The following is a 23,220-nucleotide window of genomic DNA, read 5'->3' as shown; positions in this document are numbered from 1 at the left end:
TTTAATTATTATCATTTACGAGTATTTTATTTTAGAAAAATAGACTCAAATTCAACTTCATCTTTCACTATAAAATCAGCCTTTGATTTCACTCCTTTAAATCCTCTAATATCATTCGCTATTCTTTTTAGAATACTTATAAATTTATCGCCTCTTCTTCTCATGTATTTAATTCTTCTTAATATTGGAGTATTTATGTAAATAACTTTAAACTCTAAACCTGATTCTTTAACTGCATCTATTCCAGAAGGTTCTACTATATAGAAATTTGCATTTTCCAGATCTCCTTTCATAGTCCAATAGTGGTTTCCACAATAATATGCAGGTGCTATTGCTTCTGACTTTTCTTTATTCCATTCACTAATCGTCTTAAACTTATAAGATTTTTCGCCTGAAAATCTCGGTTTTCTTGTTGTTCTTGACGTAACCTTTTTTAATCCGAATTTACTACACATTTTACTTACTAAATAGTCTTTTCCACTTCCACTTGGAGCTACTACCAAAAATAATTCATTCATTTTTTTCATCCTCCCTTATATTTTAATTTTTCTATGTCAATTAACTTCTTTAAATTAATTATTCTATTTCATCTATTTAATCCTTTTCTTAACTTTATAAATTTCTTATTTTAGCTTTTTCTTTAATAATATAATTTATTGAGATTTTTTTAAAGTTTTTTAGTTTATTTTTAGAATCCTATTTTTCATATATCCCATCATCAATTACTCTTTTTTATTTCATGTGCAAATAAAAAAAACTAGAAAATGATACCTTTTATATCACTTTCTAGTTTTTCTCTATTTACTACTGATATATAATGGTTGAAGCTCTCCATTATCGTATATATTAAATACTGAAATACCATATATATCTTTATTATTATTATCTAAACTCTGATTTTTTGTACTTGAATAAACTACATATGCTACAGTTACATAATACCTTTTTCCATCTTTTACAACTCCTAGTGGACTAAATGGTAAAAATGAACCTCCATTAAAAGGTAAGATATTTTTATTGTTAAATATATTTTTTGTATACTCTTGTGTTTTATCAAAAGGTAGATTTTTTACATATTCTAATTCATTTAGTTTATATTGATTTAAATTAGCCTGTAAAGAGCTCTTTAGATTAGTATCTGTTATTTGATTTATTTGACTTTGTATCTTATTAAAATCTTGATCTTCATTAAATATTTCTTCAAGTATTATTGCTGGTAGTACTGTAAAATCTGAGTTATATCCTTGAAGTTTTGTAATATTTGATGTAACTAAGTTACTCTTTCCATTAGGATTATACATCTTTAGCCATATTAAAAATATTCCTATTACAACTATTACTCCTATTATAATTATCTTTTTCTTCATTTGCTTCTTCTCCCTGTAAAATATCTTCTAAAAATATACCATATCATAAATTTATTTTTTTAGTATAAATGGTTCTTTTTTAGCTGAATTATTTCCATAATTGCTATATGACGTTATTTCACCATCAGGTTTTATTCCACAATACATTGAATTTTTATTATTGACTAACTCAAATTTTTCATTTATATTTCCTATATTAAATTCATTAAATTTATTTGTATTGCTAAATAATTCTATTGCAAATGAATTATTATAAACATCTAAAAGGTAACAAGTTATATTTTGATTATTATTCTTATTAACTTTTATTTGCTCATTATAATATTTAGCTAACATATCTTGAGTTAATATATTAGGATTATATTTTTTAATTATTATTTCTACTGGTTGCTTTTCAATTCCAGAAGTTGTTTCTTTAGTAACAACTTCATTTGAAATACCTGGATATTTTGTATCTTTAAATATATCTTTACTTATCCCTTCATGTTCTAATAATTGACCTTCATTAATATTACCTATTGATTTATCAAAAATTTCCTTTTCTTGATTTGATTTTTGTGTATTTTCCAAATTTGTAGCTTTGACTTTAATATTATTATTTACTTGCTTCTTTTCAACTTCCTTATAAACTATTACTCCCCCTACAATTATAATTAGTACTATGATTAGAATTAATATTCTCTTATTTTTCATTTGTGTCCCCCTTAAAACTAAAATCATGTTAAATTTTAACATGATTTTCTACCTTTTCTTATTCTTCTATGTATTATTTTAGATTTATTAACATTTTAAAGAAAATTACTTAAATGTTAACAATTTTATAAATAAAGCTTTTTTCCCAATATTCCCATAAAAATTATGTTACTATTTAGTTTGAATTTTAAAATTAGGGGGATACATATGAAAAACAAAAAATTTCTAGGATTATTTCTAGTAATTCTCATTATACTTATATTTAGTTGTGGAATGATTATTTATAATAAAAAAAGCAGAAATAACATAACTGCGAATAATACTACACCCACAAAAAATAGTTCTATTAGTGAAAATATTAATCCATCAACTACTAATACTAAGATAACTAATACCTCAACAAAAGCTACAGAAAAACCTAAAATGCTAACTGGAAAAGAAATATCTGAAAAAGAAAAAGAAGCTGCTGAAGCTCAGAAAATAAGAGACAATAATGAAAATAAATATGTTTCATTAGAAGAAGCTCAAGAATATGTAGCAACAAAAAGTACTGCACTTCTAATAAAACAATTTCCTAGTGAAAAAGATAATGAAACTATAATAAAAAATAAAATGAATGCAATTTTAAAGACAACAATGACAGCAAAAGCTTTAAAAGAAACACAAAATTTAAATGGACCTACTTATGATTTAAATAAATTTGATGTTGAAATAAAACCTACAAATGATTGTAAGTTTGCATTTAATATTAGTACAAATAACCTTATAAATAATAGTAATGAATATATATTTATTTCTAATGATCATAGTGCAGAATAAGATATCTTATTCTGCACTATTATTATTTTATATATTGTATTTATTTACCTTTTCAGTAATATATAGTATTATGAGGTGTAGATTGGAGTTGAAATTTATGGTTCTTTTTTTATTTTGTCTTTTTATTTCACTTGGTTCTTTAATTTCATTTTTAATACTTGAAAAAATTAAAACTAAATCTAAAACTGATATTTTACTTATAGGCGTTGAAGTTTCTATAATTAGCAATATACTACTCTCTAGTAATACATTAAACTTTTCTAGCAACATATCCTTTTATCTTAAGTTATTAGGATTTTTCATTCTTATTATTGGTATTACTATATTTTTTTATGGATTAAATAAGCATTAATTTATTAGTGCTTATTTATTTTTGGCTCTGTTTTAAATCAAGGTTGATAATAGATAGTATAAAAGTGGACAAATCGTAATTTTGTCCACTTTTACTTCTAATCGCAATAGATTAATATTTAGAGTGAATAATTAAGTTTCAAAATCAAATTATAATTTAAAGCAATATAACATTCCCATTTATAATACCTTCTTTAAAGCACCTAATTTTTTACCATAAATTAATGAAGCAATCTCTCTACTTATAAAAGTACCCCCAACATCTTTCAATGATAAGAATTGATATTTCACTAAATCATTGCTTAATACAACAATTTTAATATCCTCATCAATATATTTCTCAAAATGAGAAGTGTATCCATTAGGAACTGACCCACCATGGCATATACTTTTGAAGCCAAAATAGTTTTTTATAAGTAATCCATACCCATATTTTACATACTTGCCATCATAGTGAGGCTTGTACATTTCTTTTACAGTTTGTATTTTCAAGAGTTTATCCTCATCAATTGCCTTATGAATCAGATAAATATCCCAAGCAGTTGACACTATATCACCACAAGCAAAGAGCATTGATGGGTCCATATAGAAACCTTTTTCCCCATTAATATAATTGGTGGCTAGATTTTTATGCTCTTCATTAATAAAACCTGAATTATTTACTTTAGCAGGAATGAATATATTAGTTTTAACATATTTGTGATAACTCATTCCAGTAACCTTTTCAATTATCAAGCCAAGAATAAGATAGTTAGTATTACTGTATGACCATTTTTCACCAACAGGGAATTTCAACTTATAGCCTTTTACAATATCTAATATCTCTTCTGGTGTATGAGGTTCTCCCCATTTTATTTCTTTTCTTAGCATTATATAGTTAGGTATCCCAGAGGTGTGAGTTAAAAGATGCTTTATTGTAATCCCTTTTCCCTTATAGAAATCCTCAATATAATCTTCAATATTCTGCTCTACTTTAAGCAATCCTTTTTCTGCTAATTGCATAATACATAATGCTGTTATTTCCTTTGTCATAGAGCCAATCAGATATTTTGTTTCTGGTGTATTTTTTATTTTCTCTTCTCTATTTGAATATCCATATGACTCATTAAATATAATTTCATTACCTTTTGATACCAATATACTTCCACTAAACTTATTTTGTTTTTTAAAGTATTCATTTAAATTAATATTCACCATTTCCCCCCTAAATACCTTACCTAAACTTTATATAATCACTATTAATAAGGTTTCTTTCCTCTACATTTGTTCAAAAATTTATATTAGTATTATACATGATTTATGGATTATAATTCCAGTATTTATTGAAATAAAGTCTAATTTAAACAAATATCGGTTTTCTATTCTTAAATTCCTTAACCATAGTATAACTATGTGCTATATTACTATGAATTATCAAGTTTTTAGTTCTCACTATGTCTTTTTCTGTACTGAATGTACTTATCCATTTGTGCCACTTTAAATAATTTTCAAGGTATTTTGTAGCAACCCCATTAAATTTTGCCATCCACCTCTTCAAATTAGAATGTAGGCTGTTTATGTGGTTTATATGGTATATATCTTCTTTATGTCTGCCTCTTTTAACTCTCTTGTGGTCTAATTCCATATCTACAGCAAACTGAATGTAGGACTTGTGCGAGTCTGTACATAGAATAGAATGTTCCCCTATACGATTACCATATAAACGCTCTAATTCATTAGCAGTAACTCTACCAGTGCATAACAATTCAATTATTATATTACCTTCTCTATCAAGAGCAGTACCAACACATACTTGTTCCTTGCTAATACCTCTTTTTTTAACTTGCTTCCCTCTCTTACGGGAAGGCCTTGGCATATTAGCAGGTTTAGTTCCTTTATAAGAGTAAGCAAAGAAAACTTCGTCTGCTTCAACTACACCATCAACAGAACCAACCCCAAGAAACTCACTAATACAGTTAAGTATTTTATGCCTCCAATAAAAAGAAGTTGCTATATTTATTTTTACTTCTTTGGCAGATTTCCTTATAGAATATCCATTTAACATGCATTTGGCGTATTTTAACCATTTATCTAATGTTTTCTTGCTTCTGTAAGTTGCAGAATTGGTTAAATCAGAGAAACTGGAATGACAATTTCTGCATAAATATCTTTGCACACCATTTCTTTTTCCATTTCTAACTACATCAGTACCATTACAATGACAGCAGACTCTACCTTTGGAAAATCTCATTTCTTTAACTTCTTTAGTTACTTGTGCAACTTGCGAACCTAAAACAAGATATTCTTCTAATTAAGTTAATAACTCTTGTTGTTCTTCATCTGATAAGGCTTTCGCTTGTGCTAATACTGATGTTACATTACTCATAGTGATACCTCCGAAAATTTATTATATCTATATTATAACCTATTTTCAGAAAAGTATCGCATATCAACCACTATTTAAAACAGAGCCTTATTTTTCTATTTAATTATTTGCCAAATAAAAAGAGAAATATACCAACTAATACTATTAATACTGTTAATATACAACATATTGCCTTAAATCTATCTCTATACCTATCAACTAAGCTAAAACCATATTTCTTTTTAATTATTTTATTATCTATAATAATAATTACTTTTTCCAAAACTGTTAGTATTACAATAACTTGAAGTATCTTCATAAATCTCCTTTTTAAAAGTTCTCTTTATTTTTAATACTATTTTTTACTTAGCGTATATTAATGAAAAATTTTTATCAAATAATTAAATTTATTATTTTTATATTTATACTTATTTACGAGTATTTTATTTTAGGAAAAACAGACTCAAATAAAATTTGAGTCTGTTTCCTATATAACTTGTTCAAAATCTTTATTTTATAATTAAAATATTGGCTTTATAAAAAAAATGTATACGTATAGTCAAATCATCATATTATTTTAAATCTATTCGCTAAATTAAAATTTACCAACGTTCTATATTTTTATTATGCTTTTGCAAATATATTTCCTTCAACTCTTCGGGTGAAATAGAATAGCATAACATTATATCATTAAAATACATTAATACATCACATAACTCTTCTACAAAATGATTTCTTGTTTGCTTATCATTCATAACATAATCATCACCTTTTTTCTTGATTATATCAGCCACTTCACCGACCTCAATCATCATCCATAATAATTGATTACGACCTTTATCCGGTGATAATCCACCCCATTTTTTCTTATATTTTTCTTGTAATTCCTTTTGAATTTTTTGCATTTCATTTAGTCCAAAATCATTCATAATATATCCTCCATAAGCTAAATTTTATATTCTAATTCATCTATAATTTTTTTTGATTGTGCTATGAGTTCTATTCCACTTCTTAAAGAAGTTTTAATTATAAGTTTATTTATTTTAAAAATACTATTAATATATTCATAAATTTCTTGATATTCTATATTAAATCTCATCATAATTTTAAAAGTGGATTTTACAAAAAATAATAGTCAAATACATATATTTTCATTAGTTTAAATATCAAATTTAAATTATCATTAATGATAACTTGGAACTTGTAGTACTATAAAATAAACTCTCTTTGCACATCACAAGGTTCTTTTTCTGCAAGTTCAACATTTATCTCATCTGCATAAGTACATCCAAATTTATGATAAGCTGCCTGACTTTCCTTTACTTCTTGATGTCTTACAAAAGTATCTAAAGAATTTTCTTTTTAATTTTCACTGTTCAATTTAAAATATTCAACTGATTTCAATCTCTCTCTCCTTCATTTTATAAAAGATTCTTATAACAAATACATTATTATTGTTTTCCTACAATCTAAGTTTATTTTACATAGATTTTAACATGATAATTACTTATTTTTTTCTAATCCTCTTTAATTTATATAATCTCATAATAATACTCTTCTATATTTAAAAAAAGTTTTATTGAAATATTTTTCAATAATTTAACATTTAAGTAAATATTAAATTGTTATTATATACAAAGAAGAAATCAGGAATGATTCATTAGTTTTAGATGCTGTGAAGAAAACTATAGATTCAAATTTAAAACTTAAATGGTTTTAAATTTTTAAGTTTTATTTTTTGTATTTATACTTATTTACGAGTATTTTATTTTAGAAAAAAACAGACTCAAATAAAATTCGAGTCTGTTTCCTAAAATATTTTTTCATTAAATAAATTCGTTAATCCCATTTTTTCTATTTTCCCTTTTATTTCATCTATATCTATTGTATATAGGTTATTCTCTTTCATTCTATTGAAGAATACTGAACCTGCAAAGGTATATCTCATTTTTCTACCTTCACTAGTTAAAGACTGCTCATTTGCAAAGGCTATTAAATCTCCTATTGCTAGATTTCTTGGTAGTGTTAATAGTTTCATTCCAAGTGCCCATCTTACAGCATTTAATCCTGCTAAAGCTCCTGTTGTCATTGCCTCTGTATGTCCTACAAAAAGCCCTGACTTTTCTCCACCACAGAATAAGTTTTCTACTCCTTCTACTTGCATTTCATTTGTTCTTGGTGCAACTGATAGATATCTTATGGAGTTACCTTTACTTCCTGCATATGGATCTACATACTTTGCTTTTTCTAATCCTTCTATCATTCTTAATTTTTCTAAATTATAAAAACTAGACATTAATTTTGCATGACCTGTATCTAATAAAACTATATTTTCTGCGAATTCTTTTAAGGCATATTGCTGACATACCTTTTTATCTAGCTTCTCATAGTTTACTTGTTCTTTAGGCAGATTTATAACTACTACACCATCTTTATCTAATTTTTCTATTATATCTTTTGAAAGACTTTCTTTTGCTAATTTACATGATCCTGAAAATGCTCCTAGTTCATCTCCCTGTCTTTCTCCTCTAATATCATCTATATTACATCTTTGGCTAATGCTTATTCTTGGCCCAAATGCTGGACATCTTAGTATACACATAGAGCATCCATTTCCATATCTTAAGCAGTTCCCCATTGGTCCTGTAGAGCCTGTAGTTTCTATAAACACATCTCCCTCTACTTTTGTCCCATCACTTAAATAAAGCCATTTTATCCTTTTTCCATCAAACTCTACATCAACTATTCTTGATTCTAGTCTTACTTTTATATTAAGGGCCTTAATATAATCTCTAACTTCACCCTCTATTATATTTACATCATATAAAGTTGCATGTTTATGCCCTGGAAAATCTACATTTTTATGTCTTGCACATTTATCACATATTTGAATTAAATCTCCTGCTCCTAAAGCTATTAATTCTTCTGCTGCTGTAAATCTTCCATTGTTCCTCATTATTCCTCCAACATTTCCAAGTCCCAATAAAAGATCTGTTTTTTCATAAATCTCTACTTCTGCTCCGGCTTTTTTAGCCATTATTGCAGCTGAACAGCCAGACCAACCACCACCAATTACTATTACCTTCATTATATTAGCCACCTTCCTTTAAATACTGTTCTTGGGTCTGTTTGATACTTACAATAGCGTCTTACCTTATCCCCAGTATATTTTATTGTACAAGCTCCACATATACCTTCTCCGCAGCTCATTTTAAAATTATTAAAGCAAGATAATCCTATTTCATTCTCCCCTATTTCATTTAAATATTCTATTACTTTATAAGTTGTTATATCTGCTCCACCAATATGAATATGATTTCCCTCTTCTTCTATAAATTTATTTATTTTATCTTTGGCCCAATCTGTTAAGTTTCCATTTTCTATAAATGGACCTTCATTGATTTCTATATCATATTTATCTAAATCATTTTTTATAAACTGTTCATTAAAATCTTCTAATTCAGTTAATAATGTAATTTTATTGTTTTCTCTTTTTAATTTCTTTAATATTGGCAAAATAGGAGCTAGTCCTATTCCACGTCCTAATAATAAAACCTTTTTATCTACTAGACTATTTAATTCCTTTATTCCAAATATTCCATTAAAGTATGGTCCTCTTAGCTTAATAAATTCTCCTTCTTTTACACTTGCTAAATTTTTAGTTTTTACTCCTGAAACTTTTATAACCATTTTTCCCCATTCTTCTTCTGGATTTGTATCCATTATAGATATAGGTGTATCAAAGTAACCTTCTTCTGATTTTCTGATAAATGCATAACTACCTGGCTTTATCAATTCAAATGCTAAATGTCTACTTATTTTAAACTTAATAAGTAAAATATTATCTTCATATTTTTTTATCTCTATTACTTTACATTCATATGTTTTTCTTCCTTCTCTTGCCTTACAGTTATGATTACAATATTCACTATAAACACATACTCCATTCCAATTGTTGCAATCACAAAATTCCTTTCCCTTTAGCTGAGAACACAAGATACATTCTCCACTTTCTGCCAAATGACATGGGCAATAGTCTGTTCCTAAATCTATACATGTAAATTTTTCTAACATAACTATCTCCTTAAATTAATTCTTTATATTAAAATACTACTAATCACTCAAATTTGTGATTTTTTTCATCAATTGAAGACATAAAAAAATAGCATATTTTTAACGGATTAAAAATATGCTATTTCCCTTATGATTCATTATTAAATACTTCTATCTTTTCAATCTTCTTTCCTGAATTATATGCATGAACAGATTCATCACCGCTCTCTGAAGAGTTTACAATTTTTGAACTAGTAACTTTTTTATCTTTAACGCTATCATAAATCTTTTTTGTTTCTTCCCATCTATTTGGACAATTTAATACAACTATTATTATATCTTTCCCGTCTTTATTTACAGAAGATACTAGGCATTTTCCTGCCTTTCCTGTATATCCAGTTTTTACTCCATTGGCTCCTTCAATTTGCCATAAAATTTTATTTATATTTGAATAATCACGTGTAAATCCATATTTATTTTTATCTATAGATTTACTTCCAACAATCTCTCTAAATATTTTATAGTCCATTGCCTTTGATGTTAGTATTGCCAAATCATATGCACTAGAATAATGATCTTCTTTATCTAATCCATGTGGCGTTTGAAAATGTGAGTCTATAAGTCCTAAACTTGAACTATAATGATTCATTATTCTTGCAAAGCCCTCTACGCTTCCCCCAATTCCTTCTGCTAAAGTAATTGCAGCATCATTTCCTGATTTAAACATCAATCCATATAAAAGTTCTCTAACCCCTATCTCTTCATTTGCTTTATATCCTACTTTTGAACCTCTACAGCTTGCTGCATTTTTACTTACTATGAATTTATCTGTTAACTCTGAATTTTCTAATGCAACTAATGCAGTTAGAATTTTTGTTGTACTTGCCATTTCAACTATTTCATATCCATTTTGTTCAAATAAAACTTCTCCAGACTCTTTATCTATTGCTATTGCACATCTTCCGTCAATTTTCAGTTTTTTATCACTTCCAAATGCTCTATATGTTATTGTGAAATTAATCAGTATTAACATCATCAATACATATATAAAAAATTTTATTTTTTTCATAATAAAATCACCTCCCTACTATTTTGCAGCAATTTTATATTTTCTATACCAAAATAAAATATAAATCTAAGTATATTTTTATTTTTATTGTCAAGAATAAAAATATGAGTGGGGAGGTTTTTCAATGAATGTAATTTTTTTCATATTTTTAATTTTACTCTGTATAATTTTTATTCCAATTCCTTTTAAGTTTCATATTAGTTTTATAAACTCTAAATTACATATAAAGCTTTATAAATTTAATATATATCCTAAACCAGGAAATAAGGAAAAAGGATCTAAAGTAAAAAGTATAAAAAAAAGAAAAAAGAAATCTAGCTTTATAAAAAAAGAGGATTTTTCTATTCCACTTATAAAAAAAGTTTTTTTAGATTTAAACTCCCGTAGATTCAAGCCAAGTTTTACACTTTTAGGCTATACTAACTACTCTCTTGGAGATTCTAAAAAGACTGCTCTTTCATTTGGAATAATTCATTCATTCTGTCCATTTATTTTTAATGCTATAAGAATATTATTTGTCTCTAAAAACAATAACTTTAAAATTATCCCTGTTTTTAAAGACACTATTTTTTTTGAAACTGATATAAAATGCATAATGAAAGTTTCTTTAGGGCAACTTATCTATATCGGATTTATTTTTATAAAAAATGTCTATATTAAAAGGAGGTGTTCCCTTTAAGGGAGTTATATGATTAAAGATAAAGATCATCCAATAGAAAATTTAATGACAAGTACAATGGAAAATTTAAAAGATATGATAGATGTAAACACTATTATAGGTACACCAGTAGAAACACAGGATGGAACTTGTATTATTCCAATTTCTCGTGTATCATTTGGTTTCGCATCTGGTGGTTCTGAGTTTGATTCACCAAACAAAACTACATCTAATACAGAATATCCTTTTGCTGGTGGTTCTGGTGCAGGTGTGTCTGTTAAACCAGTTTCTTTTTTAGTTGTTAGAAAAGATTCAGTAAGACTTCTTCCTGTAGAACAAGATAGTACTTATGATAGAATAGTTGATACAGTTCCTCAAATATTAGAAATGTTTAAGGATGTATGTAAAGAATTCAAAGGTAATAAATGTAAGTCAAATGATAAATCTAAAAATGCTACTGTAGTTGATGATGAATTCATAATGTCTACTAATAACGATGATGAATTTGTTGCTGACAATGAGCCAATTAACCCAAATATTTATGATAAAACTAGCAATAAAGATGGATTTGACGTAAAATAAGCCAGGAATTTTCCTGGCTATTCTTCTATATTATTTTCTTCTTCATCTTCTCTGGTATCAAATAAATCTAAAGATGGAAGCTGGTCTAATCCTGATAATCCAAATTGTCTTAAGAATTCATCTGTTGTTCCATATAAAATAGGTCTTCCTATTACTTCCAGTCGTCCTACCTCTGCAATTAAATCTCTCTCTATTAATCTTTGAATGGCACTATCAGATTTAACACCTCTAATCTCATCTATGTCAACTCTCGTTATTGGTTGCTTATATGCGATTATAGATAAGCTTTCTAATGATGCTTGACTTAAGGATTGTCTTCTATTTTTATTTAATAGTCTTTCTATATACTCACTATACTCACCTTTAGTTACCAATTGATATAAACCATTTATAATTATTAATTTTATTCCTCTATTAGATACTTCATAATCTAACATCATTTCTCCTAAAAGTTCTTCCGCATACTTTGGAGTTATTTCTGTATTTATTGCAATATCTCTTAAACTTAAAGGTTCTCCACTTACAAAAAGCATTGCTTCAATTCCTGCTTTATATGTATTTTTTAATGAAACCTCTTCAAACTCAAACTGATTAATATTCATCCTCTTCAATCCTTTCTACTATTATTTCATCAAAATTTTCTATTTGATGAGCTAATACTTTTCTTTGTTTCATTAATTCTAAAAGCGCTAAGAAAGTTACAACACACTCTATTTTACATGTACATTCATACATTAAATCGCTAAAATTCATTTTCTTTGAATTTTGGAGAACATTTAAAATATAATCATATTTATCTTCAATCTTATATTCATCTCTCTTAATATTTTTCCCTATAATAGGAATATTATTATTTCTCTTTTTTAAATAATTTTCAATAAGCTTATTATAAATACTATATAAATCAATTAAAGTGATATTTTCAAAAATATCATCATTATTTACTTTCTCTTTCTTTACTTCAATTACTTCTGCCTTTTTACTATAGGTATATCCTGCTCCTATAGATTTTTCCTTGAAAAATTCAGTAGATGCTTTTATTTTTCTATATATAATTAACTTCTCTAAAAGTTTCTTTTCTATATCTTCTTCATCTTCATTCGCTTCATCTTTTTTTATTTTAGGCAAAAGGCTTTTTGATTTTATTTCAATTAATGTAGCAGCTATTACTATAAATTCAGATGTGATTTCTAAATCCATTTTCTTCATTTCATTTAAATAATCTAGATATTGATTTGTTATTTTAAATATCTCTACATTGTATATATCCATTTTATTTTTTCGAATTAAATGTAATAATAAATCAAATGGTCCTTCAAAATCATCAATTTTTATATTCATTTTGCACTTTGCCTCCATAATATATTTCTTAAATATTATACACTATGTCCCCCTATTTTTAAACAATATAATAAAAATAGCCTTCATTAAAATGAAAGCTACTTTTACTTTTTTAATTAAATTTTATCTTCTTATTTCTTTTTTTCTTTTTCTACTTTATCTGTATTTTTTTCTACTTCTTTATTTTCAGTTTTATTTTCATTTTTGTCTTTTTCTTTATCTTTATCTGAGTCCTTAAACATACATTTAACTTTATATTTTATTTTTGCAAAAATAGATGGTTTACTAATATCTCTATCAGTATAAATTTCTACTTCACCAACTAATTCTTTTCCATTATAAAGTTCACATTTACCTACAATATCTCCAGCTTTAAAGCTATCTTTTGTTTTGTCTAATACTATTTTCTTTTCAATTTCACTTTTTTGACCTTTTTCAACAACTGCTATTAAATCATTTTTAGCTTTTGCTTCAAAAAGTTCATCAGTTTGTTCAGATACATTTGCATCTCCTATAACCTGATCTTTTGCAACTATTTTCTTTCCTTCAAATTTAGAGAATCCATAATTCATTAACATTCCTGCATCTCTATTTCTAATTTTATATGAAGGTGCTCCCATTATTACTGTAAGCATTCTAACTCCATCTTTAGTTGCTGTTGCTGATATACAGTATTTAGCTTCTGAAGTATACCCTGTTTTTAATCCATCACAGCCTTTAAAGAATCTTACTAATTTATTATGGTTAACTAATTCAATAGGTGATTTTCTTCCTTCTGAAATAGTTTCCATATATATGCTTGAATACTTCAATATGTCCTTATGTTTTAATAATTCCATAGACATCCTTCCTATATCTTTTGCTGTAGAATAATGTCCTTCTGATGGAAGTCCAGTACAGTTTTTAAAATTAGTGTTTTTCATTCCTAATTCACTTGCTCTTTCATTCATCATTTGAACAAAATTTTCTTCTGAACCACCTATGTATTCTGCTATAGCTACTGCTGCATCATTTCCTGATGCTATTGCTACACCTTTAATAAGTTCTTCTAGGGTTCTTACTTCTCCTGTATCTAGAAGCATAGTACTTCCACCCATTTTTTTTGCAGTTTCGCTACAAGTAACTTTATCATTTATTTTTATTTTACCTGAATCTACACCTTCCATTGCTAATAGCATAGTCATTACTTTAGTTACTGATGCTGGTGCAAACTTTTCATCTGCATTTTTTTCGTAAACTACCTTTCCTGTTGTTGGCTCTAATAATAAGGCTGATTTTGCTTCAACTTGTATTCCACTTTCTTTAACAGGTTTTTCACTCTTCTCATTATTATCTAATGCAAAAGGTGTTAATGTTGGAATTAAAATTAATATACAAATTATCATGCTTATTATCATTTTAAAATTTAATTTTTTAATCATAATAAATCCCTCCTTGAATTTATTATTTCCATATATTTTTTTAATTATTATAAAAAAAGAAATTCAATTAAATTAATTTAATTGAATTTCTCTTCTGCACTATTTTCATTTATGTATATAAAAAAAGAAAATAGTTTGATTTTTAAGCTCTTGGATGAGCATTTTTATATACAAGATTTATCTTGTCACTATTTATAATTTCATAGTAAGTATCCATATAGGTTAATACTTGATTTCCTAATAGTTTTTGTACAGCTCGTACATTTGCTCCGTTTTGAAGCATGTGAACAGCAAAGGAATGTCTAAAAGTATTTAAGTTTACTTCTTTCTTTATTCCTGCTTTATGAGAATATTCTTTTACTATTCTCCAAATTCCCTGTCTTGTTAATCCTTTTCCATTTAAATTAACAAACAGCTTGTCTTCTCCACTTTCAGCAACATCGTGTCTTACTAAGATATATTCTTCTAAAGCTCTTGTAGCGCTTCTTCCAATTGGGATTAATCTTTCAAATTTTTTATTGTCTGTACATTTTACAAAACATAAATCTAAATTAATATCTTCATTATTTAAAGAAATTAACTCTGAAACCTTCATCCCTGTGGCATACATAAGTTCTAATAACGCATTATCACGTATTCCCTTGATTCCTGTTTTATCAATAGACTTTATAATCTTATCTACTTCATCTACTGTAAGAATTTGAGGAAGCTTTTTTGTATTTCTACTGCTTTTATAAGTTATTTTAGGAATATCAGCTATTAAAGATTTTGTTTTCAAAAATCCATAAAAACTTCTAAGACTTATAACTATTCTGTTAATTGATCTTTCTGACTTGCCTGTATCAAGTAAATTTTGTATATAGGCAATTATAGACACATTATCCGATGTATATAATTCCTTATTATTTGCATTTAAAAATTTTATAAACAAATTTACATCTGTAACATAGGCATAAACAGTATTTTCACTTTTGTCATTTTTAAATAAATACTCTTTGTAACTCTCAATAATTTCTAACATTTTTCTCTCCTAATACCATTACTTGCATCTATTCAACAAACTCTTTAATCAACTCATATTTTTTATCTCTTGAAATCCATTTTATAAATAAAACTTAGTTATTATTAATTTCACTAACATTGGAGACAGGTAAGCTTCAATTATCATTCCAATTATAAATATGCATAATACTAATAATAATATGTTAGTTCCACCTTTGTTTAGTAATAAATTTTTTATAGGCATCTTTTTTATAAACTTTTCCTTAAATTTAATTGTAGATAAACTCAATGCAATTATACTCGTAGCTACTATGCATGGAATATATATAATATTTTGTGGCACTAATGAACCTATTGCTAAAGCTAATCCATTACCTTCAAACATTGTCAATAAAAATGTAAAAGTATACCCAATAGAAAAACCTTTTAATAAATTTATTATCAAAATAATTGGACTTCCAAAGAAAGTAAATCCAAGCAATATTATTGGAATAATTAAAATCATATTTTTCTTAAATATTCCTAATAGAAGACTTCCATAGTTAATATTATTACTTTGAACACTTTCTATAAAGTTAGAATAATAACCCGTTAAATCTTGTCTATCTGTAATATTCATATATTTTATTGCATATACCCCAATAACTACACCAACGCAGAAAAATAATAACACTATAAGATAGTAGAATTTTTGTTCCTCAAATGTATCACCAATTTTCTTAGCTAATAATTTCATCTATTCTCTCCTCCTAAATAGTTATAAATATTATTATGTTTTAAAAGGATAGAATATGATTATTAATCTAAAAATTTATATTTTATTATAAGTACATAAATGCTGAAATTGTTTTTGTATCTATTATTTCTCCATTTTTTATCATTTTCTTTACATCATCTAGTTTATATTTGTATATTTCAATAAACTCATCTTCATCTCCTGATTTTATTCCTTCATACAAATTAGTTGCTTTATATAAATGAATTACTTCATCGGTAAAACCAGCTCCTGTTGCGATAGTTCCTAGATATTCAATATCATCTGATTTATACCCAGTTTCTTCTTCTAATTCTCTCTTAGCACAAACTAAAGGATCTTCATCCTTTTCTAATTTTCCTGCTGGTAATTCTATTAATATTCTATTTAATGCTGCTCTAAACTGCTTTACTAATATTACTGTCTCATCATCTATAAATGGTAATATTGCTGATGCTCCTGGATGTCTTATAATATCTCTCGTGCCTATATTTCCATCTGGTAGCTCTACTGTAACATTAACAAACTTTAAAAAGTTCCCTTCATGCATTAATTCTTCACTTAATATAGTTTCCTCTAATTTCATAACCTATCTCCTTCTCTTTTCATAGTATCTTTTATAACTTTTAGTTGTAGTTTTCTAATCTTGCTTCGGATCTCTTATTAAATCAATAGTTTGTTTATCATCATCTATAAAAATTATATTTAATAAATTATCACTTATATCATAAATTTTATATTCTGCAACTCCATCTTCTTTCTTATATTCGCATCTAAATGCTAACTCTTTTTTCTTTTTATCAAATGGAATATCTTCTTTTTCTAAGTACTCATATAAATCTCTTAATAATTCTACATTTTGAGATTTCGTAACACTCCCTCTATATTCTAATGGGTCTGGAAATAATCCAAAAATAAAATTTTTTAATGCCATTTTTAACACTTCCTTATCTTTTGTATACCTCCATTATAATTACTATTCTCTATATACTCAATACGGTTAAATCTTAAATTTATACTAACTATTTATGACATAAAATAGCTTTTTGTTTACTTAGATTTATTATATAGATTTCTTTGTATATTTATTCAATAAATACACTCATTTTATTATACACCTTTTACCATTATTTTACAATAAGTTGTGTCATTTTTCTCTAATCCTATCTATAAAATTCTTATTATCTGTTTATTATTTATTCTTTTTCCATAATAAAAAAACTTAGATTTCTCTAAGTTTTTACGCATTTCACTAAATTTCTGAAAATGCTTTAATTATTAAATTTCATTGACTTTAAATAATTCGCCTATTGCATAAAATATATTATCCCTTTTTATATGTTCATGCTCTCCTACTATTTTGTTTTCTTCTCTCCCTATATCCTCAATTAATATTAATTTTACTCTATCAACGGATTTATCTTTTTGAATTTGTAAACTCCAAGGATATTTTTCTCCATTTACTTTTTCAATATTTAATTCATATCCTACTTTTATTATTGTGTTTCTAATAGTATATATTCCAACTTGTAGAACTCCATCTTTGTAGTTTACTTTATCTCGAAGACTTCCTCTGCCATATTTATCTGCTTTATTTTTTATTTCTTCTTCCGCTTTTTCTAACGCATCATTGATAACTTGTACACTTATTCTATCATTATCTTTTGCTAGCCATTTATCAACCCAATTTAACCCTTCCATATCAATCACCTCATAAATTAATTTCTCAATAATTTATATTCTTCAGTACCAATTGAATCCCTTTATTTATAAATATATTTTTTATATTTATCACTCCTATTTGAATAGAAATTTTAATTTTGGCTAATACTATAATCAAATAAATTTATTGGAGGTGCATTACTATGTTTGCTTTCACTTGTGGAGTTGCTGTTATGACAATAGTAGTTGAAGTAATAGCTAGAATAATTTAATTTTACTAAAATACATAAACATTAATTGAAATCGTACAACCTTTTAATAGTTCTCACATAAAATACTAGCGTACACAGTAGCTTGTATTTACTTAGCCACTAGTCTTATCCTAGTAGATTAGTGGCTAAAATATTAATCCTATTCCATCTAATTATCTAACAAATAATTTTCTAATGTTCTACTTCTATTAATTTTAGGCATAAAATTAAAGACCTCCTGTTTATTTATAAACAAAAGATCTTTACTCTTACTTTACGTATATATTATATAAGTTAATACTATTTATCTATATTAACTAACTTTATTTTTTAATCTTAATTTATCAGCTATGATGTCTATGAACTCTGAGTTTGTAGGTTGATAAAAACCTTCTCAAGCTAGTAATTAAGCCACTTATAAGAATTTATATTCAAATTAATAAACACTAATCAATAACAATTTATCGGACTATGCTTATTAATTACATTTATCTAATTATATATTTAAATATATGTAATTTCAAGTGTTTTAACAAACCTTTTTTCTAATTGGTCTTATAAGCCTATTTCCTCTATCTCCCCTAATATATCTTATCTCTAATGTTCTACGATTAATTCCAGTAATCTCACTTAATTCTGTCAAGGTTATAAAAGTATTATTATATAAAACTCTAATGTTATTTCTTTTATTATTTTGCTGTTCCTTATTTGTAATCCATCTACAGTTATCAGGCTCATAGTTTCCATTTGAATTTATTCTATCTAATGTTACCCCCTCTCTATATCCATTGTCCATAGCCCAGCTATAAAATTTACAAATATCTAACCATTCTTCACATACAGTTATCCCTCTCGCTCCATAATTATAATAATCCTTATTTGACTTATTAAAACATCTTTGCTTCATCATTCCCCAAACTGAATATAATTTAGTATTTCTTAGTCCATGTATTTTCATTTTGTTCTCCTCCTTTCATTTACGATGATTTTATTTAGGATAAAAAATAGGATAGCTAACTTAATAACTATCCCTAAAAATTTCTATTTAACTTTTTCTTTTATATATTCCACATCTTTTTTAATGCTCTCTAGCTCTCTATTTGTGCTATTAGCAATCTTATCTATTGTTACATTAAAACTATCAATAGCTTTATTAAATAATTGCTTTTCTTCTTTATTTTCTAATTCTAATTTAGCAACTCTTAATTCTTGCTCTGTATGTTTAGTTTTTAAATTTACAATAGTCTTATCTTGTACTTCAAATTTTTCATTTATAGCTTTATCTTTATCCTTAGACATTTTTAAATATCCTAAAACTAAAACAATAGCTACAACTATCGGAAATCCAACTCCTTCTACTGCACTTATAAAAGTTTTAAAATCCATGTTTATTTACATCCTCCCTATCTTCTCCTCTCTTGTATTTTTATCTTTGGTAGCATTTAAATTAAGCTACTTTAAATTAAAACTTTCTTTGAACTTCTATTTTAACAGCAGGCGTTGACATTTGCCCTTCACTATCTTTAAATTTAAATTGTAATTCCACTATTCCTTCTTTAGCTAAAAATTCTTGATCTAGTTTTACGGTAATTATATTTTTATTTGTAACTGTAATATTTTGTGTTTGGTTATGCTCATTATTATATAATGTAATTTCCTGTCCACTTACATCAACTGGTTCTTCAACATAATCAACTATATCAAAGACAATTACAGCGTCATCACCCGATGTTACATATGCAAATATTTTATTTACATTCTTCTTATGTATGTTTAGGGTATTGTCCCAAGTATCAATGTTTTTCATAGTGCCTCCATAATTAAAAAGACTAGATATTTCTACCTAGTCTCTAATATATTTATTCTTTCTTTTAATTTTTTTATTTCCATTAAAGCCAGTTTTAAAAGTTCAGTAGTATCTATAACTTGTACATCTTCTTGAACTGGTGCATAACTTGTTCCACTTATTTTACTAACATCCATTTTTACAGGTTCATCTATACCTCTAGCTTGTATAAACTCGATATTATCCAAAACATCCTTTGTTTCAGATGTTGTTCTAACTACAGGATTATTGATAATATTATCAGTTACGTATGCAGTTTTAGAAGTAACGCTCTTCCATGGAAAAGATGCACTTCCGTTGCTAATATCAGCAACATTGTCGCATGGTCTAAAGAATTTTTGTCTATTTAAATCTGTATGACATCTAACTCTTGTTTCTGCTCCAGCAACCGAATCATCTGCAATTATAAAACCGTAACTATTTGTCATATTTCTACAACAAGCTATTTGGAGATTCGAGTTGAAGTAAGGTGACGTTGATGTAGCAAATAATGCTAGTCTTCTTTCTTCCGCTCCTTGGTATGCTCCACCGACATAGTTGGTAGTAATTTCTAAATTCTCAACTGGTGCAAGTCTAATTCTACCAGAACTATACATCTTGATATTAGACCAATCGCTAAAGTTGGAATTGATACATCTATAAGACAAATCTTGATAAGCATAGCCATTCCCTTCTGGATTATCTCCGTTACCTCTATAACTTGTCATGCCAAAATAGTTATGTTCATTGGCATTAAAACCGTATGCACCCATGTAGAATTTTGGAACTCTATAGTTATTTTCAAAGTCCCTTGAACCAAAGAACATCTTTTCTGATCCATCTATGATAGCCGAATAATCTCCGTTATTTATCTTAACTTGTCTACCACCTGTACCCGCTGTAACTGCTCCCTCTAGCTGAATTTTATTAGATTTAATTTTTATATCCTCAGGTGACACATTTATACTAGATACTAAATTACCAGCATCTAGTGTTTTTTCAATCCATGGTACAGATATTGTCCCTTCATTTAGCATAGGTTGGCACATAAATACATATGCATCTCCTGATGACCTGGTCATTTTAAATCTAATACCGATTTCAACTCTATTACCAGAGTTAAATGTGACGGATATTTTTTTCCAGTCATTTATATCTTTTCCTCCACCAAAATTCTCATGTTCTAATACATCAGAATTGCCTAGCCAAGTCCAATCATGAGTATCGTACACATGGAATCCACCGTCTGCTCGGTGAGTAGCCATTAAGCAACTAATCGTATAGGTTTTATTTTGTTTTACTTTAAATATTTGACCTATTCCTAGCTCCCCACTATTATCATGGTATCCACTATTTACAACTAATGCTTTAGTTCCTTGAAGTACCCATTCACTATTATCATTCCATATCTCTATCTTATTATATGGCTGATTCCAAGAATATGAATAATCTGACCATTTATTTTTTCCAGCTGTAAATCCACTATTATCTAATATATTTCCACCACCACTTGTACTGACGGACATTAGTATATTATTAGCTTTTTGCTCTATTAAGGAATTTACTTCCTTTGTATCTGCTTTTTTAGAAACATTCATATTTATTCCTTCTACAGTAGCATTAAAGGAAGATTGTGTAACTGCTGCTTCTTCTTTTCCATCAATCAACATTTTAAAATTAGTTGGAAGCAATGTTATATTTCCAAAACTATCTATATCCATAGTTCTTTTTCCATTTCCATCTGTAACACTAAAATTACCTTTTACATTTAGTAATTGTGCATTTAGTTGTCCTACCCAACCACGTCCTAGATTAAGTTCTCCAATAAGTGCATCACCTATTGCTGCATTGCTTACATAGTTTTCTAAGTTTTCTATCTTTACAGTTTCAACAGTTACTTGATTACTAAATGCTGTAGCTTTTCCATGTGTATTTACTGCTCTAACTCTGTAATACCAAGTTTCTGAGGGTTTACACTGATGTTGAAAACTACTACTATCTCCTGAGTGTATAAGATCAAATGTGTTCGGTATAAAATCTTTTGTTCTGCTTGCATATAGCTCATAGTTATAATAAATTTTATTTTCAAAAGTCCAATTCAAACCAACTCTATCAAATCCATAAAGCTTAAAATCTAAAGTTGGAACTGCTGGAAGTGTGTTAGGAAAGTTATTATCTCCTATAATCGGTGGTTTTGTTGTATTATCTCCACCAATTTCAACTCCACCTGTAGAACCACTTATTAAATCTCCTAGACTTGTTCTAGCCTCACCTAGCTCCATCTTTTCATATCGCTCTGTAAGGATATTATATGTAGCTTTTATTACTTTTGCTTTAGTGTCTAGGTTATATCTACTATCAATTATTCTTACTGTGTCACATAAACTTATCTTATCCTGTATATCCGAATATCCTACACATTTTGAAAGTGGAATAAATTCTACTTTAATGTTTTCCTTAACAAGATCACACTTTGTATCAGTAAAATGATCCTCAACTAATTTCTTAATTTTAGCTGGTGTTGGAGGATTAGTTTCATCGAATTTAGAACTTAAATCTAGTTCTGCTATAAAAGGTGTTTCATAATTTGCAATCCTTGGTGAGTCTACATATTTAGGTTCACTATGTACTATCACTTCTTCATTTTCTTCATTATTATATCTTGCATAAGCTTTAATTCTAGTTATAAGACTAGAGTCATCAAAATCTATGTCAAGTCCAGTCATATTCTTAGCATATTCAATAGAAACTCCATTATCATGCCCTCTTTTGTTTAGAACGCTCACAGTATTATTATCTCTTAATATCTCTGCTCCAGTTCCATATATATCTACAATCGAACCTTGTGTACCTGCTATTGCTCTCAACAAGTTCGTATTTTTCAAATTAAAATTTTGTGCATTTACAATATCACTTTTACCTCTAAAATGTTTACTGAATTGGCTATTTCTAAATAATTCATTTAAAGCATACTGGTGTTAGTATAAAAAGGTGGACAGATTTAATCGAACTAAATAAAACAGTATTT

General features: G+C 27.0%; 23 protein-coding genes and 2 pseudogenes. 3 read left to right on the top strand and 22 right to left on the bottom strand.

Translation table 11 applies throughout. The features are described from left to right. Positions 1 to 26 precede the first annotated feature (26 nt). From Q0W06_RS09760 to Q0W06_RS09750, 3 genes are all read right to left on the bottom strand, one after another. Positions 27 to 518 (bottom strand): hypothetical protein, encoded by a 492-nt coding sequence (locus tag Q0W06_RS09760; RefSeq protein WP_297634521.1) that lies wholly within the window; start codon positions 516 to 518, stop codon positions 27 to 29. A gap of 279 nt (positions 519 to 797) precedes the next feature. Further along, positions 798 to 1,367: a hypothetical protein gene (locus tag Q0W06_RS09755; protein WP_297634518.1), complete on the bottom strand. Its 570-nt coding sequence runs from the start codon at positions 1,365 to 1,367 to the stop codon at positions 798 to 800. A gap of 51 nt (positions 1,368 to 1,418) precedes the next feature. Further along, positions 1,419 to 2,060 carry a hypothetical protein gene (locus tag Q0W06_RS09750; protein ID WP_297634515.1) on the bottom strand — a complete coding sequence of 214 codons (642 nt, stop codon included), beginning with the start codon at positions 2,058 to 2,060 and terminating at the stop codon, positions 1,419 to 1,421. Between the two features lie 207 nt (positions 2,061 to 2,267). Here Q0W06_RS09750 and Q0W06_RS09745 point away from each other — a divergent pair, with 207 nt between their 5' ends. Next, entirely contained in the window at positions 2,268 to 2,879 is a 612-nt protein-coding gene (locus Q0W06_RS09745; RefSeq protein ID WP_297634512.1) for a hypothetical protein, read from the top strand. Positions 2,880 to 3,410: 531 nt separating this feature from the next. Here the strand turns inward: Q0W06_RS09745 and Q0W06_RS09740 are convergent. From Q0W06_RS09740 to Q0W06_RS09710, 7 genes and pseudogenes are all read right to left on the bottom strand, one after another. Next, entirely contained in the window at positions 3,411 to 4,427 is a 1,017-nt protein-coding gene (locus Q0W06_RS09740; protein WP_297634509.1) for a serine hydrolase domain-containing protein, read from the bottom strand. A gap of 142 nt (positions 4,428 to 4,569) precedes the next feature. Continuing rightward, positions 4,570 to 5,595, bottom strand: a pseudogene (locus Q0W06_RS09735) (IS1595 family transposase). Between the two features lie 103 nt (positions 5,596 to 5,698). Continuing rightward, positions 5,699 to 5,893, bottom strand: coding sequence for a hypothetical protein (locus Q0W06_RS09730; RefSeq protein ID WP_297634507.1), 195 nt, complete (start codon positions 5,891 to 5,893; stop codon positions 5,699 to 5,701). Between the two features lie 283 nt (positions 5,894 to 6,176). Then, positions 6,177 to 6,503 carry a MazG nucleotide pyrophosphohydrolase domain-containing protein gene (locus tag Q0W06_RS09725; protein WP_297634503.1) on the bottom strand — a complete coding sequence of 109 codons (327 nt, stop codon included), beginning with the start codon at positions 6,501 to 6,503 and terminating at the stop codon, positions 6,177 to 6,179. 881 nt (positions 6,504 to 7,384) lie between these two features. Then, on the bottom strand, positions 7,385 to 8,662 hold the full coding sequence (locus Q0W06_RS09720) for an FAD-dependent oxidoreductase (protein ID WP_297634500.1): 1,278 nt from the start codon (positions 8,660 to 8,662) through the stop codon (positions 7,385 to 7,387). Next, on the bottom strand, positions 8,662 to 9,648 hold the full coding sequence (locus Q0W06_RS09715; protein ID WP_297634497.1) for a sulfide/dihydroorotate dehydrogenase-like FAD/NAD-binding protein: 987 nt from the start codon (positions 9,646 to 9,648) through the stop codon (positions 8,662 to 8,664). The genes Q0W06_RS09720 and Q0W06_RS09715 overlap by 1 nt, the downstream gene beginning before the upstream one ends. 127 nt (positions 9,649 to 9,775) lie before the next feature. After that, on the bottom strand, positions 9,776 to 10,699 hold the full coding sequence (locus Q0W06_RS09710; RefSeq protein WP_366516768.1) for a D-alanyl-D-alanine carboxypeptidase family protein: 924 nt from the start codon (positions 10,697 to 10,699) through the stop codon (positions 9,776 to 9,778). Between the two features lie 121 nt (positions 10,700 to 10,820). Here Q0W06_RS09710 and Q0W06_RS19645 point away from each other — a divergent pair, with 121 nt between their 5' ends. Together Q0W06_RS19645 and ytfJ are read left to right on the top strand one after the other, a co-directional pair. Next, on the top strand, positions 10,821 to 11,375 hold the full coding sequence (locus Q0W06_RS19645) for a DUF2953 domain-containing protein (protein WP_366516766.1): 555 nt from the start codon (positions 10,821 to 10,823) through the stop codon (positions 11,373 to 11,375). 9 nt (positions 11,376 to 11,384) lie between these two features. Then, positions 11,385 to 11,936 (top strand): GerW family sporulation protein, encoded by a 552-nt coding sequence (gene ytfJ, locus Q0W06_RS09705; RefSeq protein WP_297634491.1) that lies wholly within the window; start codon positions 11,385 to 11,387, stop codon positions 11,934 to 11,936. A gap of 17 nt (positions 11,937 to 11,953) precedes the next feature. Here the strand turns inward: ytfJ and scpB are convergent, their stop codons facing one another. The 12 genes and pseudogenes from scpB to Q0W06_RS09645 form a co-directional block, all read right to left on the bottom strand. Then, positions 11,954 to 12,538, bottom strand: coding sequence for an SMC-Scp complex subunit ScpB (gene scpB / locus Q0W06_RS09700; RefSeq protein WP_297634487.1), 585 nt, complete (start codon positions 12,536 to 12,538; stop codon positions 11,954 to 11,956). Continuing rightward, positions 12,528 to 13,277, bottom strand: coding sequence for a segregation/condensation protein A (locus tag Q0W06_RS09695; protein ID WP_297634485.1), 750 nt, complete (start codon positions 13,275 to 13,277; stop codon positions 12,528 to 12,530). The genes scpB and Q0W06_RS09695 overlap by 11 nt, the downstream gene beginning before the upstream one ends. Before the next feature lie 131 nt (positions 13,278 to 13,408). Then, positions 13,409 to 14,698, bottom strand: coding sequence for a D-alanyl-D-alanine carboxypeptidase family protein (locus tag Q0W06_RS09690; RefSeq protein WP_297634482.1), 1,290 nt, complete (start codon positions 14,696 to 14,698; stop codon positions 13,409 to 13,411). Positions 14,699 to 14,840: 142 nt separating this feature from the next. Continuing rightward, entirely contained in the window at positions 14,841 to 15,719 is an 879-nt protein-coding gene (locus Q0W06_RS09685; RefSeq protein ID WP_297634479.1) for a tyrosine-type recombinase/integrase, read from the bottom strand. 81 nt (positions 15,720 to 15,800) lie between these two features. Continuing rightward, the gene (gene spoIIM, locus Q0W06_RS09680) at positions 15,801 to 16,436 is read right to left on the bottom strand and encodes a stage II sporulation protein M (protein WP_297634476.1); all 636 of its coding nucleotides are present in this window, start codon (positions 16,434 to 16,436) and stop codon (positions 15,801 to 15,803) included. Positions 16,437 to 16,521: 85 nt separating this feature from the next. Continuing rightward, a complete protein-coding gene (locus Q0W06_RS09675) occupies positions 16,522 to 17,040 on the bottom strand; it encodes an NUDIX hydrolase (RefSeq protein ID WP_297634473.1) in 519 nt (172 codons plus the stop codon). Positions 17,041 to 17,094: 54 nt separating this feature from the next. Then, positions 17,095 to 17,388, bottom strand: coding sequence for a hypothetical protein (locus tag Q0W06_RS09670; RefSeq protein ID WP_297634470.1), 294 nt, complete (start codon positions 17,386 to 17,388; stop codon positions 17,095 to 17,097). 344 nt (positions 17,389 to 17,732) lie between these two features. After that, entirely contained in the window at positions 17,733 to 18,155 is a 423-nt protein-coding gene (locus tag Q0W06_RS09665) for a hypothetical protein (RefSeq protein WP_297634467.1), read from the bottom strand. A gap of 741 nt (positions 18,156 to 18,896) precedes the next feature. Further along, positions 18,897 to 19,325: a hypothetical protein gene (locus tag Q0W06_RS09660; protein WP_297634465.1), complete on the bottom strand. Its 429-nt coding sequence runs from the start codon at positions 19,323 to 19,325 to the stop codon at positions 18,897 to 18,899. Positions 19,326 to 19,408: 83 nt separating this feature from the next. Then, positions 19,409 to 19,753 (bottom strand): hypothetical protein, encoded by a 345-nt coding sequence (locus tag Q0W06_RS09655; RefSeq protein WP_297634462.1) that lies wholly within the window; start codon positions 19,751 to 19,753, stop codon positions 19,409 to 19,411. 76 nt (positions 19,754 to 19,829) lie between these two features. After that, positions 19,830 to 20,174, bottom strand: a complete 345-nt coding sequence (locus tag Q0W06_RS09650) for a hypothetical protein (protein ID WP_297634459.1) — start codon at positions 20,172 to 20,174, stop codon at positions 19,830 to 19,832. Between the two features lie 32 nt (positions 20,175 to 20,206). After that, positions 20,207 to 23,149 (bottom strand): annotated as a pseudogene (locus Q0W06_RS09645) (phage tail spike protein); the annotation flags it as partial. Between the last annotated feature and the right edge of the window lie 71 nt (positions 23,150 to 23,220).

It is taken from the genome of uncultured Clostridium sp. (genome assembly GCF_947072515.1).
In the GTDB taxonomy this organism is placed as follows: domain Bacteria; phylum Bacillota; class Clostridia; order Clostridiales; family Clostridiaceae; genus Clostridium.
Note: the sequence above shows the minus strand (reverse complement) of the source record. Positions and strands in the feature narration are given on the sequence as shown.

What these genes read in the sequence shown, in the direction of transcription:
- Q0W06_RS09760 (WP_297634521.1), bottom strand. Translation starts at nt 518, where the DNA reads ATGAATGAATTATTTTTGGTAGTAGCTCCAAGTGGAAGTGGAAAAGAC.
- Q0W06_RS09755 (WP_297634518.1), bottom strand. Translation starts at nt 1,367, where the DNA reads ATGAAGAAAAAGATAATTATAATAGGAGTAATAGTTGTAATAGGAATA.
- Q0W06_RS09750 (WP_297634515.1), bottom strand. Translation starts at nt 2,060, where the DNA reads ATGAAAAATAAGAGAATATTAATTCTAATCATAGTACTAATTATAATT.
- Q0W06_RS09745 (WP_297634512.1), top strand. Translation starts at nt 2,268, where the DNA reads ATGAAAAACAAAAAATTTCTAGGATTATTTCTAGTAATTCTCATTATA.
- Q0W06_RS09740 (WP_297634509.1), bottom strand. Translation starts at nt 4,427, where the DNA reads ATGGTGAATATTAATTTAAATGAATACTTTAAAAAACAAAATAAGTTT.
- Q0W06_RS09730 (WP_297634507.1), bottom strand. Translation starts at nt 5,893, where the DNA reads ATGAAGATACTTCAAGTTATTGTAATACTAACAGTTTTGGAAAAAGTA.
- Q0W06_RS09725 (WP_297634503.1), bottom strand. Translation starts at nt 6,503, where the DNA reads ATGAATGATTTTGGACTAAATGAAATGCAAAAAATTCAAAAGGAATTA.
- Q0W06_RS09720 (WP_297634500.1), bottom strand. Translation starts at nt 8,662, where the DNA reads ATGAAGGTAATAGTAATTGGTGGTGGTTGGTCTGGCTGTTCAGCTGCA.
- Q0W06_RS09715 (WP_297634497.1), bottom strand. Translation starts at nt 9,648, where the DNA reads ATGTTAGAAAAATTTACATGTATAGATTTAGGAACAGACTATTGCCCA.
- Q0W06_RS19645 (WP_366516766.1), top strand. Translation starts at nt 10,821, where the DNA reads ATGAATGTAATTTTTTTCATATTTTTAATTTTACTCTGTATAATTTTT.
- ytfJ (WP_297634491.1), top strand. Translation starts at nt 11,385, where the DNA reads ATGATTAAAGATAAAGATCATCCAATAGAAAATTTAATGACAAGTACA.
- scpB (WP_297634487.1), bottom strand. Translation starts at nt 12,538, where the DNA reads ATGAATATTAATCAGTTTGAGTTTGAAGAGGTTTCATTAAAAAATACA.
- Q0W06_RS09695 (WP_297634485.1), bottom strand. Translation starts at nt 13,277, where the DNA reads ATGAATATAAAAATTGATGATTTTGAAGGACCATTTGATTTATTATTA.
- Q0W06_RS09690 (WP_297634482.1), bottom strand. Translation starts at nt 14,698, where the DNA reads ATGATTAAAAAATTAAATTTTAAAATGATAATAAGCATGATAATTTGT.
- Q0W06_RS09685 (WP_297634479.1), bottom strand. Translation starts at nt 15,719, where the DNA reads ATGTTAGAAATTATTGAGAGTTACAAAGAGTATTTATTTAAAAATGAC.
- spoIIM (WP_297634476.1), bottom strand. Translation starts at nt 16,436, where the DNA reads ATGAAATTATTAGCTAAGAAAATTGGTGATACATTTGAGGAACAAAAA.
- Q0W06_RS09675 (WP_297634473.1), bottom strand. Translation starts at nt 17,040, where the DNA reads ATGAAATTAGAGGAAACTATATTAAGTGAAGAATTAATGCATGAAGGG.
- Q0W06_RS09670 (WP_297634470.1), bottom strand. Translation starts at nt 17,388, where the DNA reads ATGGCATTAAAAAATTTTATTTTTGGATTATTTCCAGACCCATTAGAA.
- Q0W06_RS09665 (WP_297634467.1), bottom strand. Translation starts at nt 18,155, where the DNA reads ATGGAAGGGTTAAATTGGGTTGATAAATGGCTAGCAAAAGATAATGAT.
- Q0W06_RS09660 (WP_297634465.1), bottom strand. Translation starts at nt 19,325, where the DNA reads ATGAAAATACATGGACTAAGAAATACTAAATTATATTCAGTTTGGGGA.
- Q0W06_RS09655 (WP_297634462.1), bottom strand. Translation starts at nt 19,753, where the DNA reads ATGGATTTTAAAACTTTTATAAGTGCAGTAGAAGGAGTTGGATTTCCG.
- Q0W06_RS09650 (WP_297634459.1), bottom strand. Translation starts at nt 20,174, where the DNA reads ATGAAAAACATTGATACTTGGGACAATACCCTAAACATACATAAGAAG.